The sequence below is a fragment of the Chlorobaculum thiosulfatiphilum genome, from assembly GCF_006265165.1.
In the GTDB taxonomy this organism is placed as follows: Bacteria; Bacteroidota; Chlorobiia; order Chlorobiales; family Chlorobiaceae; genus Chlorobaculum; species Chlorobaculum thiosulfatiphilum.
In genome coordinates this window covers 25,846-42,198 of sequence record NZ_VDCH01000001.1, presented here as the reverse complement: position 1 = coordinate 42,198, position 16,353 = coordinate 25,846, and the positions used below count along the sequence as shown (strand labels likewise).

Here is a 16,353-nt window from a genome sequence, read left to right as displayed (position 1 = left end):
TTATGAATTATGAATTATGAGTGGCGGGGGTTCGCGGTGGATTGTGGAGAACGATTGCTTTGTCGCCGGGCTGCTGGACTTTCGTTTTTTTTCTCTTGCTGAATACTCCTCCGTTCCGGTTTTACGCCTCTTTGTTTTGGCTGCTTGTATTAATCATGCTCTCTGGTTATGTTTCCAGCTCATTCTTTTTTTGTCTTGAATCCGAGGCTGCCCTTGCACCCTCATCTGTTAACCCGGCCCGGCTTGTGAAAAGCTTTTTACCGTTCAGGCATTTTTTTGTCTGTCTATTCTTGCAGTTTGTCGCAATCTCCTCCGTATCGTTCGGCGCGGAGTCCGACAGCACGTCGAATTCGAGAGCTTCGCGTGTTTCGGAGATGCTCGACAGCCTGGTCACCACCACCTATTTTCAGGATGAGCGGTTTTCGCCCGCCGGAAAAAGTGGGACTTATGACTATCTCCCCAAAGAGTTCATTCCACAGTTCAGCGACTCGGTTTACGCTTCCAGAATCGCCAACCTGGCCAGGAACAGCGAGTTCGATCTCGTTTACAACGAGCATGTGAGGGGCTACATCCGCGTCTATGCCGTTGACAAGCGGAAGTTCGTCTCGAAGGTGCTTGGCCTGACCCATATCTATTTTCCGTTATTCGACGAATCGTTCAGGAAGTACGGCATTCCTCCCGAAATGAAGAACCTTGCCATCGTCGAGTCGGCGCTGAACCCCACGGCGGTATCACGCGCCGGGGCGCGCGGTCTGTGGCAGTTCATGAGCGGTACGGGCAAAATGTACGGGTTGCACTCCTCGTCGTTCATCGAAGATCGCTACGATCCCAACAAGGCGACCGTGGCGGCGAGCGAGCATCTTCGCGACCTGCACGACATGTTTGGCGACTGGTTCCTGGCGCTCGCGGCATACAATGCCGGACCCGGCGCCGTGCAGAGAGCCATAAGAAAAGCTGGCGGCGCGCGCGATTACTGGGAGATATGGCCCTACCTTCCGCAGGAAACGCGCGGCTACGTTCCAGCTTTCATTGCGGTGACTTACGTCATGAACTATTACCGCGAGCACAATATCCGTCCGGCGCAACCGGGATACCTCTATTCCGAAACCGGCAGGGTTCCGGTCAGGGATGCGCTCACCTTCGAACAGCTCAACGAGGTGCTTGGTGTGCCGATGGAGGATATCAGATTCCTCAATCCGCAATATAAAGCAGGTCTTGTTCCGGCTCCGGAATCCAGGCCAAACATGATCAGGCTGCCAAAGCAATACATTCAGACATTCCTGCAAAAAGAGCAGAATATCTATACCTACAAGCCTGAGCTGGTCGCCGAAAAGACGCGCCTTTATACGATGGTTCGTGATATCGAGCGCAAGGACGAAGTGATCAGCAGTGGTCGGGGCCGTAAATCGCATGTGGTCAGCAGAGGCGAAACAATTTCGCGCGTGGCCCGCAAATACGGCGTTTCGGTCAGCCAGATTATCGACTGGAACAATCTGAAAAGCTCCAGGCTGAAATCAGGCCAGAAGCTGGTGGTGTTCAAGGCCATCAACGAGCGAGGCTCCGGGAAATCATCTGTCTCAAAGCTGAAGGGTAAAAAAAGCAAGCTGAAAGCAAAGGCGAGCAAGAGTTCCGGCAAGAGCAAGACCCTCAAGAAGAGCAAGGGCGGTAAAAAAGCCGGGAAGAAAGGTGGGGCGAAAAAGAAGCGTAAATGAAGGGGCGGCTGATGCGCTCAATGGCAACACAAACTGTTGGCGATTCTGATCGGAATCGGTGATACTTTGGCAGTTGTTCTTCTTGTCATTGCCAGTTTTTTTTTATCTTAAGCATTCAATTTTCGCGCGCACCGTAAGTCCAGTTTTCTGTGAGACGGCCAGTTTCTTCAACCACCTATAAAGGGTACTTATAACATAACAGCGTATGCGTAATATCATTTTCACCGGTAAGGGCGGCGTCGGCAAAACTTCAGTTGCTGCGGCAACAGCCTTGAGAGCAGCGGATATGGGTTACAAAACCCTCATCATGTCGACTGACCCGGCCCACAGCCTTGGTGACTCTCTCGACATAGAACTCGGGCCTTCGCCTGTCAAGATCGCCGAGAACCTCTGGGGACAGGAGGTGAGCGTCTTCGGCGACCTCAACCTGAACTGGGATGTGGTTCGCGAGCATTTCGCTCACCTGATGGCCTCGCGCGGCATCGAAGGCGTTTATGCCGAAGAGATGGGTGTGCTTCCCGGCATGGAGGAGCTGTTCTCGCTCTCCTACATCAAACGCTACAACGAAGAACAGAAAGATTTCGATCTTCTCGTTGTTGACTGCGCTCCGACCGGCGAAACCCTTCGCCTGCTTTCGCTGCCGGAGACCTTCGGCTGGTTCATCAAGATGATCCGCAACATCGAGAAGTACATGGTCAAGCCGATGATCCGCCCGCTCTCCAAGAAGGTCAAGAAGCTCGACGATTTCGTGGCTCCCGAGGAGGTCTATGAGAAGGTTGACAACCTCTTCTCCTCGACCGAGGGGATCATCGACCTGCTCGCCGACGGCACCAAAACCACCATGCGCCTGGTTATGAACCCCGAGAAGATGGTCATCAAGGAGTCGATGCGTGCCTTGACCTACCTGAACCTCTACGGCATCACGGTTGATCGCATCACCATCAACCGCGTCATGCCTGACCAGAGCCCCGACCCGTACTTCCAGAAATGGCGCGCCATCCAGCAGAAGTACATCGAGCAGATCAACGACGCTTTCGCTCCGATTCCGATCGCCGAGGTGCCGTTGTTCGACGATGAGGTCGTCGGTCTGGAGATGCTTCGCAGGGTTGGCGAGAAGGTTTATGGAACCGATAACCCGCTCGATATCTTCTTCACGGAGGATCCGATCAACATCTCCAAAGTCTCGGACGGCCATTATAAGGTTCGCGTGAAGCTTCCATTCATGGAGAGCATGGGTCTCGAGCCGAAGATCATGAAGCTTGGAGATGACCTGACCATCCGTATCGGCGACTACCAGAAGATCGTGGCGCTCCCGATCTTCCTGGCTGGCTTGGAGTCCACCGGTGCTTCGTTCGATAGCGGTTGGCTCAACATCGATTTTACCAAGGAGTAACAGGCTCCTTTCTTTCATAGCCTATTTGGAGGAACAGGAGAACCTGCCGGTTTGGCAGGTTTTCCTGTTTGTGGGCTTGCCGGAGCCGCGAGGAATTTACAGTTCCCGGCTCCCGTTATTCTTGTTGTTTTATTATCTTACAACACATTGTGTATAATTGACGATTTTTCTGAGTACTACGAATGCAGCAATTACAGGATTTACGAGTTTCAAGAATCATCACCCTCACTTCGCCCCGGGCGCTGAAAGAAAAGCTGCCCGTTACCGAGCATATAGCCGATACCGTCTGCCATGCAAGGCGTGAAGTCGAAGATATTCTTACCGGCAAGGACAGCCGTATGCTGGTCATTGTCGGCCCCTGTTCCATCCATGACATCAAGGCTGCCCGCGAATACGCTTCGCGCCTTTATGCCTTGCGTAAAGAACTTGAATCGGAGTTCTGCATCATCATGCGGGTCTATTTCGAGAAACCCCGCACGACCATCGGCTGGAAGGGCTTCATCAACGACCCCCATCTCAACGATACTTACGACATCGAGCACGGTCTGTCCCATGCCCGCAAGCTGCTCATCGAGCTGAACGAGATGGGCTTGCCCGCGGCCACGGAGTTTCTCGATCCGATTTCGCCGCAATATGTCGCCGATCTCATCAGTTGGGCGGCTATCGGCGCGCGCACGATCGAATCGCAAACCCACCGCCAGATGGCCAGCGGCCTGTCGATGCCGGTCGGTTTCAAGAACGCGACCGACGGCCGGCTTCAGGTGGCCATCGACGCCATTCGTTCGGCCATGCACCAGCACAGTTTTCTGGGCATCGACCAGGATGGGCACAGCAGCGTCATCACGACCAAAGGCAATCCCTTCGGTCATCTCGTGCTGCGCGGCGGCTCCAGCAAACCGAACTACGATGCCGACAGTATCGCCAACGCCGAGAAGCAGCTTCACAAGGCCGAGCTGTCCGAATACCTTCTTGTCGATTGCAGTCATTCCAACTCCGGCAAGAAGTGTGGCAACCAGCTCAAGGTCTGGGAGGATATTCTCGCCCAGAAGGCGCGGGGCAACAGGAGCATCGCTGGCGTCATGATCGAGAGCAACCTCCGCTCCGGAAACCAGCCTTTCCCGGTCAAGCCGGACGAGCTGAAGTACGGCGTCTCGATTACCGACGAGTGCGTCTCGTGGGACGAGACCGAGAAAATGCTGCGGGACGGAGCCGGCTTCATGAAGCAGGTTCGCTCGAAAGCCTGATCGTTCGGGCATCGGAAATTTTTATCAACCAAAACCATTCAGAACCAATGAACATTGATAGAGTTGTCTATGCCGTCGCGGGATTCTTCGTTATCGCCAGCGTCCTGCTCTCCATCTATCACAACCAGAACTGGCTCTGGTTCACCGGCTTTGTCGGACTGAACCTTTTCCAGGCGGCGTTTACCGGCTTCTGCCCGCTGGCCAAGATTCTCAAGGCTGCGGGTCTCAAACCGGGTCACGCATTTGAATGATCCCTGTCCGTCGGCAGGCGTTCCTGCCGCTCAATCCACATCACTAATCCATCCTCGATCATGAGCATCGAAATCAGGCGGGTCAAGACCAGCCATGAGCGCAAACAGTTCATCAGGTTTGCGTGGAAGGTCTATAGAAAAGATCCTGCCTTGAACAGGAACTGGGTGCCGCCGGTGATTTCGGACTACATGAAGACGCTCGATACCGAGCGATATCCGCTCTACGAACATGCCGATCTGGCGATGTTCACCGCGTGGAAGGATGGCGTCATGGCAGGCACGATTGCCGCGATCCAGAACCGCCGCCACAATGAAATTCACCACGACAAGGTGGGATTCTGGGGCTTTTTCGAGTGCGTGAACGACCAGAAGGTGGCCGACGCGCTTTTCGAGGCCGCGGCGATGTGGCTGAAAAGCAAGGGACTCGACGCGATGCGGGGGCCGGTGAGTCCCTCGATGAACGACCAGTGCGGCATGTTGACGAAAGGTTACGACAGCCCGCCGGTGTTCCTGATGCTCTACAATCCGCCGTATTACAACGACTTGTGCCTGAACAGCGGGCACAAGGTCGGCCAGGAGCTGCTTGCCTGGTACATCGACCAGAAGATGATCGACATCAGCCGCCTGAGTCGCATTGCGCAACATATGCTCAAAAAGGAGGGGCTGAGTGTGCGCGACATGGACATGAAGAACTTCGACAGCGAGGTCGAAAAAATCCGGGATATTTACAACAAGGCCTGGGAGAAGAACTGGGGCTTCGTGCCGATGACCGACAAGGAGTTCGACTTCATGGCCCAAAGCCTCAAGCCGCTGGCCGACCCGCACTTCATCTATTTCGTCGAGGACAAAAACGGCAAGACCATCGGTTTTTCGCTGACGCTGCCCGATATCAACCAAGCGCTCAAGCATGTCAACGGCAATCCATTCACGCCGTGGGGGCTGGTGAAGTACCTCTGGTACAAACGCAACATTTCGATGTTTCGCACCATTACGATGGGTGTGCTGCCGGAGTATCGCAACAAGGGGATCGACAGCATCATGAACGCGCGTATCGCCGAATATGGCGGCAAGCACGGCCTGTTCGCCAGCGAAATGAGCTGGGTGCTCAAGTCCAACGAAGCGATGAGCAAGCTCGCCAAAGTGATCGGCGGCGTTCCGTACAAGGAGTACGTGATCTACGAAAAGGGGATCTGAGGGAAGAATTTACAGTTGACGGTTGATAGTTGGCAGTTCCCAAAACTCCTATAGGACTTATAAGTCCTATAGGTACTATCAGTCTTATAATTCTTTCAAACAAAAAAGGAGCCAGAAGGCTCCTTTTTTGTTAACCTAACAAAGAACGTTTCCACACTCAGAACGAGGCCATGAAGACCAGGTAAGATTTTTCGGTATCCGGGTTGTAGATGGCCGAAGCGGTGTAGCGGTCTTTCGAGACGGCGATACCGGTGTTGACCAGGGCAATTTTCTTGCCTTCCTGATCGCCATAGTAGTCTTCGCTACCGAGGCCGGCAGTCGCTTTGGCGGTGTAGCCGTCCTTGTCGTAGAACTTGTAGCTGGCTTCGCAGTACACGGCATTGTCGTAGTCGTTACCGGCGACGAACACGCCTGCCATCAGGCCGACATTCTCGTGGCTGTAGCTGGCGCTGACTTCGACGGTGTTGTTGCCTTCTTCACCGAAATCAAATGTATTGCCATCTTCAGGGTTGGCGTTGTAGTCGGTCACGGCAAGGGTGACAGGGCCGACCGGCATGCTGATGGTCAGATCGACCTCTTTGTAACGATCATTGCTATCGTTCTCGCTGATAGCATAAGAGCCCCATGCACCGATGGAAAGTCCATTCTTGAAGGTGTAGGAAAGATTCGGCTGGATAGCTGCTGAATCGCCAAGATCGCTACCTCTCCAAACATAGCTGCTGACGACGTCCGCGCCGATTTTGAACCCTTCCGCCTGGGCAGTGCTTGTTCCGAAGCCGGCAACCAGAGCTACGGCGAGAGCGATCAGTTTCGATGACTTTTTCATTGATGTGAACTCCTTTTTTTATCTGTGGTGTTGTGGTTTTTCATTGGGGTGGCTCCCGCTTTTCGGGAGCCACGGAAAGAACAGGTACTCAGGGTTAACCGATGGCTGCGTTTCCTTTTTCTTCGGTCCTGATCCGGATGCACTCCGGAAGGTCGAAGATAAAAATTTTTCCGTCACCTATCTCACCTGTTTTTGCTCCCTTGATGATCGCCTTGACCGTGGCGTCAACAAACTCCTCGTTGACGGCGATCTCCAGCTTGACCTTTTTCAGGAGGTTGACCTCGGCTCGGTACGCCACGATAAATCTCCGAATATCCTCCCTGCGCGCCGCATCCGAGGGCATTGGTCACGGTCATCTTGCGAACCCCGGCGGCAGCGAGACTTTTCTTGACGTCCGGCAGCTTGTGGGGCTGTATCATTGCTACTATGTATTTCATTGCTTTGGCTCCGTTTAATGCGTTACTGGGTTGTGAATATCTCGAAGCCATAATAAGCTTCTTCTTCGTGTTCCGAAATATCGAGGCCCTTCATCTCCTCATTCTTGTGGAACCAAGGGTGCTGAGCGCCAGGTTGTGGCCAGGCATGGCGTTCGGCGAACCGTTTTCGTTGAATCTTCCGATACGTGGGCCAAGAACGATTGCGCCAGCAAGACCGGCAAAACCGCCAAGCGCGTGCACGAGCAAAGAGCCGGCGAAGTCATGGAAGCCGAGAACTTTCAGCCAGCCGCCGCCCCAGAGCCAGAAGCCGCTGATGGGATAGACAACCGCCGAGTAGATCAGGTAGGCCCTGAACTGCATTCTTCTGGCAACCGCGCCCGAAACGATCGTTGCGGCGAAGGCTACCGGGAAGAGGAAGTCAACCGCCGGATAGAGCTTGCCCCCCGCGATTTCAGGCATGTCGGCGCTGATGCCGCTGCCGCCGAATCCGAAGAATCCACCGCTGAAGGCTTCACCCGGATACATCAGGCCATAGCCGATGAAGTAGTAGATGATACCACCGATTGCCATGTCAATCAGGTTTTTGAACAGGATGTTGACGGCATTCTTCGCGGAGTTCAGGCCGGTTTCGACCAGCGCGAATCCTGCCTGCATGAAGAGCACCAGAACGGCGCAGATGAACAGGAAGAAGTTGTCGATGGCGAAGGCGTTGACGGCATCGGGCGTCGGAGTTGCCGCCTGGATCGGCGGACTGAAGGTTGCCGCTGCCAGCAGGAGCCAGCGACAATCGCTCCGGATTTTGACAGAAATGATTTCATGATACGATCGGGTTGCGGTTTCAGGAAAAATAAAGCTGACTGTACAATGTTGTTTGTTTATTTAATGTATTGCACGGTTTAAATATAAATAATTAATAAAATTTACAAAAACGTAATAATAATTTAGCTTAAATCTACTAATAGACTAAAAAAATAAAAGACCTTATGGTGGCGGCCATTTGCTTGCATCCCTTGGCCTCCGTACTTTTTACCCATGAGTCTTCTGATGATGTAATGCCTTACGCCATGAGCTATTACTGGCTGTCGCTGCGTTCGAAGCTCGAAGAGATTCCCCGGCTTCGTCACTGTATCGCCACCATCGCGCGCATTGAGGGATACAGCGATGCTTTCATCGCGGATTTCGAATTGTCCGTTCACGAGGCTTTTGTCAATGCACTCAGTCATGGCAACTGCGGCAACGCTTCGCTGCCGGTCACGATGACGCTCGAAGTCGGAGCGGCTGGGGGCGAGCGGTTTCTGGAGGTCAGTATCAGGGATTGCGGTGAGGGGTTCGAGCCTGTTCGCGCCCTGAGATCTATCTGTTCAGGCTGGAGCGAAAAGGCTTCTGGCGGTCGAGGACTTTTTCTTGTCAGCCAGTTTGCCGAAAGCTTCAGGATCGAAAAGGTGGTGGGAGGTTGTGTAGTGGTATTGCGTTATATTCCCTATTAATCAATAATAAATGACTGTATAATCATGTACCTCTCCCGCAGTGCCGAATGGAGCGCTCTCGAATCACACTATCAGGAGACCCGCCACCAGGCGATGGTCGATCTGTTCGGAACCGATCCGGAGCGCCATGAACGCTTTTCCCTCTCGCTCGACGCCATTCACCTCGACTACTCCAAGAACCGGATCACTACCCGCACCATGGAGCTTCTCATGGAGCTTGTGCGCCGTTCGGAGATCGAAAAGAAGCGGGCGGAGATGTTTGACGGGGAGCAGATCAACTTCACTGAGCGGCGCTCGGTGCTGCACACCGCGCTTCGTCGGCCACCGGGTTACGAGATGACGGTCGATGGCGACGATGTGGCTTCCGAAGTGGCGGATGTGCTCGGGCAGATGAAGGCGTTTTGCGGCAAGGTTATTTCCGGCGAGTGGGTCGGTTACACCGGCAAGCGCATCACCGATGTGGTCAATATCGGCATCGGCGGCTCGGATCTCGGCCCGTACATGGTGACCGAAGCGCTGAAGCCGTTCGCTCACGGCAAGCTGCGGGTGCATTTCGTCTCGAATGTCGATGGCTCCCACCTGGCCGAAACCCTCCGTGGACTGAAACCGGAAACGACACTCTTTATCATCGCCTCCAAAACCTTCACCACGCAGGAGACTCTCGCCAACGCCATGAGCGCCAGGGCGTGGTTTATCGATGAAGCCCGAAGTCTCGCCCATGTGGCAAAGCACTTCGTCGCCGTCTCCACAAACCGCGAGAAGGTCGAGGAGTTCGGCATCGACCCGGCCAACATGTTCCGTTTCTGGGATTGGGTTGGCGGGCGCTACTCGCTCTGGTCGGCCATCGGCCTCTCCATCGCGCTCTATCTCGGCTTCGAGCGCTTCAGCGAGCTGCTCGCCGGAGCTCGCGCGATGGACGAGCACTTCCTCAACGCTCCGCTCGAACAGAACATGCCGGTGATTCTCGCCATGCTCGGCATCTGGTACAACAACTTTTTCGGAGCGCACTCGCAGGCGATCATTCCCTACGACCAGTATATGCACCGCTTCCCGGCCTATCTCCAGCAGCTCGACATGGAGAGTAACGGCAAGCGCGTTGACCGCGCGGGGCTGGAGACCGATTACGCCACCGGGCCGGTGATCTGGGGCGAGCCGGGCACCAACGCGCAGCACGCCTTTTTCCAGCTCTTGCACCAGGGGACGGAGATCATTCCGGTCGATTTCATCATTTCGCTCAAGAGCCAGAACCCGATGGGCGAGCATCACGACATGCTGGTGGCCAACTGCCTGGCCCAGTCCGAAGCGCTCATGAAAGGCAAGAGCGAGGCCGAAGCTCGCGCCGAACTCGAAGCGGCAGGCCTGTCGGGCAGTGATCTTGAGAAACTCCTTCCGCACAAGCTCTTTCCCGGCAACCGCCCGACCAACACCATCGTGCTCGACGAGCTGAACCCTTTCAACCTCGGCAGCCTCATCGCGCTCTACGAGCACAAGGTGTTCGTGCAGGGGGTAGTCTGGAACATCAACTCCTTCGACCAGTGGGGCGTTGAACTCGGCAAGCAGCTCGCCAAAGCGATTCTACCGGAGTTCGAGTCGGACGATCCGGTCGAAGGCCACGACGCCTCGACCAACGCGCTGGTCAACCGCTATCGCCAATTCCGCAAGGGCCAGCAACCACCAATGCGTGACCAGTTGACGATTTTCTGAGAACTTTTTTCGGAGGCCGGTTCGCCAAGATTAGCCTCTGATTTCCCGCGACCTTCTTTTCGTGAATCTCACGGAAATCCTCACCGATTCATCTGCTGAAAAAAAAGAGCGGCACCACTGCAAGAGACTGCCGGTGCCGCTCTTTTTTTTGTTCATGCCGCCTCTTTAGCCTTAGAATGTTATGGTAATAATTCAAAATTGTAATAAAATTCACATTATCTCTTTGATAAGGCTTAATAAATTAACTATTATTAAGGCGTAGTCGTTAATTATTAAGGAGTAACGTTCACACTAAACACAACGGTTATGCTGAAAAAAATCAATTCATCCTTGCTGCTGTTGCTGGCGGCAATGATGGTTTACAACACCGGTTGGGCTGCCGAAGAGGTGGTGACCGATACGGGCACGACCTCGTGGATGCTGACTTCCACAGCGCTCGTTCTGCTCATGGTTCCCGGTCTTGCCATGTTCTACGGCGGCCTGGTTCGCACCAAAAACGTTCTTGGCACGATGATGCATAGCTTTGGCGCGATGGTGGTCATCGGCGTACTCTGGCCGATGCTCGGTTATGCGCTCAGCTTCGGGCCGGGCATCCTTGGCGGTCTGGTTGGCTGGGAGCCTAAGTACTTCATGCTTCAGGGGATCGATGACACGATCATGAGCACCCAGATTCCAGAGTATGTGTTCGCCATGTTCCAGGGCAAGTTCGCTATTATCACTCCAGCCCTGATTGCCGGCGCTTTTGCAGAACGGGTGAATTTCAAGGGATACCTGGCTTTTATCGCCTTGTGGAGCATTCTGGTGTACAGCCCGATCTGCCACTGGGTATGGGCTGCTGACGGTTTTCTCTTCAATCTGGGCGCGATGGGTGCGATTGACTTTGCCGGTGGTACGGTCGTTCACATCTCATCCGGCGTGACCGGACTGGTGGCGGCGCTTTTCCTTGGCGCTCGCCGGGGGTATCCGAGAAATGCCATGTCGCCGAATAACCTGGTCATGACGCTCATGGGCGCTGGTCTTCTCTGGGTGGGCTGGTTCGGATTCAACGCTGGCAGCGCCATCGCCAGTAACCTTGCGACGGCTCGCGCTCTCACGGTGACGCAGATGGCTGCGGCAGCAGGCGCATTCACCTGGATGGTTATCGAACTTGTGCACCACGGAAAGGCCACCAGCCTCGGCGTCGCTTCGGGTATTCTGGCTGGTCTGGTTGCAATCACTCCAGCTGCCGGTGTGGTTCCTCCTGCCGGAGCCTTCGCTCTTGGCGCAATTGCAGCGGTGTTTTGCTATGTCGCCATCCTGCTGAAGGGCAAGCTTGGCTACGACGACAGCCTCGATGCGTTCGGCGTTCATGGAATCGGCGGTATCGTCGGCGCTCTTTTCCTGACCTTCTTTATCCGTCCCTCCTGGATGGCCGATGCGGCCGCAAAGGTTGGGGGCACATGGACGGTCTGGCAGCAGCTTGGCGTACAGGCGACTGCGGTTGGCGTGACCATTGCTTATGCCGCCGTCGTTTCGCTGATCATTCTTTTCATCGTCGAGAAAACCATTGGTCTGCGCATCAAGGAAAATGACGAAATGTCCGGTCTCGACCACAGCATGCACGGCGAGCAGGGGTATGGCCTTATCAATCCTAACTAACAGGTAGCATGAAACTGATTACTGCAATTATTACGCTTGATCGGCTTGATCATGTCCGCGAGGCGCTGATACAGGCCGATATAACGAGGATTACCGTGAGCAGGGTGACAGGGCATGGCCGCCAGGAGGACATCGAGTTCTACCGCGGCCAGAAGATCGCTCCGAACCTGATTCCGAAAGTTCGGCTCGACATTGCGGTGAACGACCAGTTCGTTGATATCACGGTCGATACGATTTTGAATGCCGCAAAGCATGGGTTGGGTGAAATCGGCGACGGTAAAATCTTCATCACGCCGCTCGAACAGTGCGTGAGAATCAGAACCAACGAGCGGGGCGGCGCCGCGATCTGAATCATGATTCGCAACAATCCCGTCTGAAATGAGCGTCTGAAACAGCAGCGGGCCACGTCAAAGGTGGCCCGCTGGCGTTATTGGCGATTCCGGTTTTGCTTTTGACAGCTCTTTTTATCGCGATAGCTCACAGCCCGTTGCGCTTGAAAATAATATCCACGCTGTTTTTGAGCTTCTTCTGAATCGTCTCGGGGCTGAAGAGCTCGTTGATCTCTTCGGCGGTGATGTGTTCGAGAATTTCCGGGTCGTGAAGCACCAGCTCCTTGAGCTGCACCTTTTCTTCCCAGCTCTTCATGGCGTTGCGCTGCACGAGCCGGTACGCATCCTCGCGGGTGAGGCCCTTGCCCGTCAGCGCCAGCAGGAGCGTCTGCGAGAGGGTGAGGCCGTAGGAGGTGTCGAAGTTCTGCTCCATGCGCTCCGGATAGACCAGCAGGGTTTCGATCGAATCGCGGAAGGTGCGCAGCATGTAAACGAGCGCGATGGTGGAGTCGGGCATGATGACGCGCTCGACCGAGGAGTGCGAAATGTCGCGCTCGTGCCACAGGGCGACGTTCTCCATTGCGGCGATGGAGTTGGAGCGCACCACGCGGGCCAAGCCGGTCAGGCGCTCGAAGGTGATCGGGTTGCGCTTGTGCGGCATGGCCGAGCTGCCCTTCTGCCCCTTGCTGAAAAACTCCTCCGTTTCGCGAACCTCGGTGCGCTGCAAATGGCGCAGCTCGGTCGAGAACTTCTCGATCGACGAGGCCACGATGGCGAGCGTCGTGGCGTACTCGGCGTGGCGGTCGCGCTGTAAAATTTGCGTGGAGATCGGCGACGGCGTCAAGCCAAGCTTCTGGCAGACGGCGGCCTCGATGTCGGGCGAGAGGTGCTGGTAGGTGCCGACCGCGCCGGAAATTTTGCCGACCGAGATGGTTTCAAGGGCGCGCTTCATGCGTTCAAGGTTGCGCTTCATCTCCTCGTGCCAGAGCAGCAACTTCAGGCCGAAGGTGGTCGGCTCGGCGTGGATGCCGTGCGTACGGCCCATCTGGAGCGTGTATTTGTGCTCGACCGCTTTTTTGCCGAGTACCTCGATGAGCGACTCGATGTCGGCCACAATGATCCTGCCCGCATCGCGCATCTGCATGGCCAGGCACGTATCGACCACGTCCGAGGAGGTGAGGCCTTCGTGGATGTAGCGCGAATCGGGGCCGACGTAACCGGCGACATTGGTCAAAAAGGCGATGACGTCGTGCTTGGTCTCGTTTTCGATGACGAGAATCTCCTCGACGTTGAACTTCGCCTTTTCCTTGATGGTCGCCAGCGCGTCGGACGGAACGACGCCTGCCTCCATGCGCGCCTCGACGGCGGCGATTTCAAGTTGCAGCCAGCGCTCGAATTTGGCTTCATCGCTCCAGATTGCCGAAATGTCCTTCGGCGAGTAACGTGGTATCACAGTGGTTCGGTTTTGGTGTTATGCTTCGGTGGTAATAATATAGTTCGTTGCTCTTCAAAGTGAGGGGGAATTGCGTTTTATGGGACTTGTGGGACTGTTGGGACGTTTGGGACAATTGGGAGAAGATGATATGGATTTCTTTTTCATTCATAATTCATAACTCATAATTCACAATTTCTCTCCCTTCTCCTGCATTTCCCGGTACACCGCACTTACAAAATCCAGCGCGGACTGGCGGTCGTAGGGAATGTCGCCGTCGATGATGGCGTTCTCCATGCGGCTCTTGATGATGCCGACCGTGCGCCCCTGCGGCAGTTGCAGCAGCTCCATGATGTCGGCGCCGCTGATCGGCGGACGCCATTTGGCGAGCAGATCTTTTTCGCTCACCTCGGCGATCTTCTCCTCGACGTTGTTGAAGTTCTTCATAATGCGCTGCACTTTGCGCGGATTCTTGCTGGTCACGTCGGCGCGGCAGAGCATCATCAGCTCCTCCAGATCGGCTCCGGCATCGAACATCAGGCGGCGCACCGCCGAGTCGCTGATCTCTTCCTTGGAGAGCGGAATCGGGCGGTGGTGGAGCCGCACCATTTTCTGCACGTACTCCATCGGCTCCAGAGGCCACTTCATCGCGCGGAAAATCCGAGCCACGAGCTTGACGCCCACCGCCTCGTGGCCGTGGAAGGTCCAGCCGCTGCCGGGGTGGAAGCGCTTCGTGACCGGCTTGGCGATGTCGTGGAAGAGAGCGCTCACGCGCAGCCAGAGCTTGCCGGAGTGCTCCGCGAGGTTATCGACCACCTGGAAGGTGTGGAAGAGCGTGTCCTTGTGGCCGAGGCCATCGACCTGCTCGATGCCCGCCATCGCCGTCACCTCCGGGATGATCTCCTTCAACAGGCCGGTCGAATAGAGGATTTTCAGCCCGATGGAGGGTTTGGAGGCCTGCATGATCTTGAGGAATTCGTGGCTGACGCGCTCGCGCGACACGATCTGGATCCGCCCGCTCATCGCCGCCATCGCGTCGAGCGTGGCCGCGTCGAGCCGGAAATCGAGCTGGCAGGCGAAGCGGGCGGCGCGCATCATCCTGAGCGGGTCGTCCGAAAAGGTCTTTTCGGGATCGAGCGGCGTCTTGAGCAGCTTTTCGCGGATGTGGCGCTGGCCCTCAAACAGATCGACCACTTCGCCGCGCTGCTGACGGTTCAGTCGCAAAGCAAGCGCGTTGATGGTGAAGTCGCGCCGCGAAAGATCATCCTCCAGCGTGCCGATGCTGGTGATCGGCTTGCGCGATTCGGGGTTGTAGCTCTCCTTGCGCGCGCCGACGATTTCGAGCTTGAACGTCCCGGCCCGCGGGTCATCCAGTTCGAGCTGCGCGGTGCGGAAGCGCTCGAAGAGCACGAAGTTCCGCCCCCCGAGTTTTTCGGCGATGGCGTGGGCGAAGGGCACCGGTTCGCCGATCACCATGATGTCTATGTCGGTGCAGGGGCGCTGCATGACGAGGTCGCGGACGTAGCCGCCCACGATATAGCAGGGGAGCGATGCCTCGTCGGCGAGGTCTCCGATGCGCGCCATGATTTCAGGAATGGCTTCGTGCCCGGTTGTCAGCATTCGGTCGTCGGTCTCGTATTCGTCGTGTCGGGTTCAGTCAAGGTCTGCCGTATTTTTCCGTATTTCATCGGTGATTTTTCCTGCCACCATCAAGGCGCGGCGTCCTTCTTCGGAGGTCACTTTCGCCGCTCTGCCAGCGCGGATGGCGGCGATGAACTGTTCGAGTTCCTCTTTCAGAGCGTTGATTTTCGGTATGTCGGGACTGACGTAATCGAGCGCCATATCCTTGAGCGACTCCTGAATTTCGCCAAACTGTTCGAGAATTTTTTTCGTCGCGAAGTTCTTGATCGGATTCTTCGATGAGAGTTGATCGGGCGGAACCAGCCGGAACACCTCGGACTTGCCGCTGGTGAAATCGAGCGAGGCGTAGCTCTTCGGGTTGCGGCTGAAGAAGCGCATTTTGCGCAGCTTGCTCCGGCTGAGGCGGCTCGCCGTCACGTTGGCGATGGCCCCGTTCTCGAACTCGATGCGCGCCGTGGCCATGTCGAGCTCGTTCGAGAATACCTTCACGCCCGAGGCCGCGATGCTGCGGATGTCCGATTTTATCAGCGACAGCACCAGATCGATGTCGTGAATCATCAGGTCGAGTACTACCGAGACGTCGGTCACGCGGCGTGAAAAGCCGCTCAGCCGCTCGGCCTGGATGTACATCGGCTCGCCGATATACGGCTCCACGGCGAGCAGCGCCGGGTTGAAGCGCTCGATGTGGCCCACCTGAATGGTCAGCCCCTTCGCCTTTTCGATGCCGATCAGCTCGTCGGCCTCTTCGAGTGTCGCCGTGATCGGCTTCTCGATGAAGAGATGCAAACTTGCTTCGAGAAGCTGTTTTGCGATGGCGTAGTGTGAGCTGGTTGTCGTCGCGATCACCGCAGCGTCGCACGATGCGGCCAACTCCTCCAGCGTGGAAAAACACGGCACGCCGTACTTTTTGCCGATCTCCTGCAACCGCTCCGGGTTCAGGTCGAACACGCCGGAAAATTCGACATCCGGGCTTTCACCGGCGATCTGCTTCAACAGGTTCGTATGGAATTCGCCGAGCTTGCCGACGCCTGCAACGCCTATGCGCATGATGGTCTCCTTTTCGTT

At 55.8% G+C, this 16,353-nt stretch carries 13 protein-coding genes and 2 pseudogenes; 9 read left to right on the top strand and 6 right to left on the bottom strand.

Annotated features, from left to right (window positions below; genetic code table 11):
- Positions 1–290: 290 nt before the first annotated feature.
- The 5 genes from FGF66_RS00185 (at position 291) to FGF66_RS00165 (ending at position 5,794) form a co-directional block, all read left to right on the top strand.
- Positions 291–1,712 (top strand): lytic transglycosylase domain-containing protein, encoded by a 1,422-nt coding sequence (locus FGF66_RS00185; RefSeq protein WP_246046428.1) that lies wholly within the window; start codon positions 291–293, stop codon positions 1,710–1,712.
- Positions 1,713–1,917: 205 nt separating this feature from the next.
- Positions 1,918–3,105: an ArsA family ATPase gene (locus FGF66_RS00180; RefSeq protein ID WP_139455698.1), complete on the top strand. Its 1,188-nt coding sequence runs from the start codon at positions 1,918–1,920 to the stop codon at positions 3,103–3,105.
- Between the two features lie 182 nt (positions 3,106–3,287).
- On the top strand, positions 3,288–4,349 hold the full coding sequence (locus tag FGF66_RS00175; protein WP_139455697.1) for a 3-deoxy-7-phosphoheptulonate synthase: 1,062 nt from the start codon (positions 3,288–3,290) through the stop codon (positions 4,347–4,349).
- A 47-nt stretch (positions 4,350–4,396) separates the two neighbouring features.
- The gene (locus tag FGF66_RS00170; RefSeq protein ID WP_139455696.1) at positions 4,397–4,600 is read left to right on the top strand and encodes a YgaP family membrane protein; all 204 of its coding nucleotides are present in this window, start codon (positions 4,397–4,399) and stop codon (positions 4,598–4,600) included.
- 60 nt (positions 4,601–4,660) lie between these two features.
- Positions 4,661–5,794: a GNAT family N-acetyltransferase gene (locus FGF66_RS00165; protein ID WP_139455695.1), complete on the top strand. Its 1,134-nt coding sequence runs from the start codon at positions 4,661–4,663 to the stop codon at positions 5,792–5,794.
- Positions 5,795–5,951: 157 nt separating this feature from the next.
- Here FGF66_RS00165 and FGF66_RS00160 read toward each other — a convergent pair whose 3' ends face one another.
- The 3 genes and pseudogenes from FGF66_RS00160 to FGF66_RS00150 form a co-directional block, all read right to left on the bottom strand.
- On the bottom strand, positions 5,952–6,620 hold the full coding sequence (locus FGF66_RS00160; RefSeq protein ID WP_139455694.1) for a TorF family putative porin: 669 nt from the start codon (positions 6,618–6,620) through the stop codon (positions 5,952–5,954).
- 94 nt (positions 6,621–6,714) lie between these two features.
- A pseudogene (locus tag FGF66_RS00155) lies at positions 6,715–7,057 on the bottom strand (P-II family nitrogen regulator).
- Between the two features lie 111 nt (positions 7,058–7,168).
- A pseudogene (locus FGF66_RS00150) lies at positions 7,169–7,875 on the bottom strand (ammonium transporter); the annotation flags it as partial.
- A gap of 246 nt (positions 7,876–8,121) precedes the next feature.
- Here FGF66_RS00150 and FGF66_RS00145 point away from each other — a divergent pair.
- The 4 genes from FGF66_RS00145 (at position 8,122) to FGF66_RS00130 (ending at position 12,236) form a co-directional block, all read left to right on the top strand.
- On the top strand, positions 8,122–8,544 hold the full coding sequence (locus FGF66_RS00145) for an ATP-binding protein (RefSeq protein ID WP_139455906.1): 423 nt from the start codon (positions 8,122–8,124) through the stop codon (positions 8,542–8,544).
- Positions 8,545–8,568: 24 nt separating this feature from the next.
- The gene (pgi, locus tag FGF66_RS00140) at positions 8,569–10,248 is read left to right on the top strand and encodes a glucose-6-phosphate isomerase (RefSeq protein WP_139455693.1); all 1,680 of its coding nucleotides are present in this window, start codon (positions 8,569–8,571) and stop codon (positions 10,246–10,248) included.
- A gap of 306 nt (positions 10,249–10,554) precedes the next feature.
- A complete protein-coding gene (locus tag FGF66_RS00135) occupies positions 10,555–11,886 on the top strand; it encodes an ammonium transporter (RefSeq protein WP_139455692.1) in 1,332 nt (443 codons plus the stop codon).
- A gap of 8 nt (positions 11,887–11,894) precedes the next feature.
- Positions 11,895–12,236, top strand: coding sequence for a P-II family nitrogen regulator (locus tag FGF66_RS00130; RefSeq protein WP_139455691.1), 342 nt, complete (start codon positions 11,895–11,897; stop codon positions 12,234–12,236).
- 127 nt (positions 12,237–12,363) lie between these two features.
- Here FGF66_RS00130 and purB read toward each other — a convergent pair whose 3' ends face one another.
- From purB to FGF66_RS00115, 3 genes are all read right to left on the bottom strand, one after another.
- Entirely contained in the window at positions 12,364–13,668 is a 1,305-nt protein-coding gene (purB, locus tag FGF66_RS00125) for an adenylosuccinate lyase (RefSeq protein WP_139455690.1), read from the bottom strand.
- A 168-nt stretch (positions 13,669–13,836) separates the two neighbouring features.
- Positions 13,837–15,267 carry a CCA tRNA nucleotidyltransferase gene (locus FGF66_RS00120; RefSeq protein ID WP_139455689.1) on the bottom strand — a complete coding sequence of 477 codons (1,431 nt, stop codon included), beginning with the start codon at positions 15,265–15,267 and terminating at the stop codon, positions 13,837–13,839.
- 33 nt (positions 15,268–15,300) lie between these two features.
- Positions 15,301–16,335 carry a Gfo/Idh/MocA family protein gene (locus tag FGF66_RS00115; protein WP_139455688.1) on the bottom strand — a complete coding sequence of 345 codons (1,035 nt, stop codon included), beginning with the start codon at positions 16,333–16,335 and terminating at the stop codon, positions 15,301–15,303.
- Positions 16,336–16,353 lie beyond the last annotated feature (18 nt).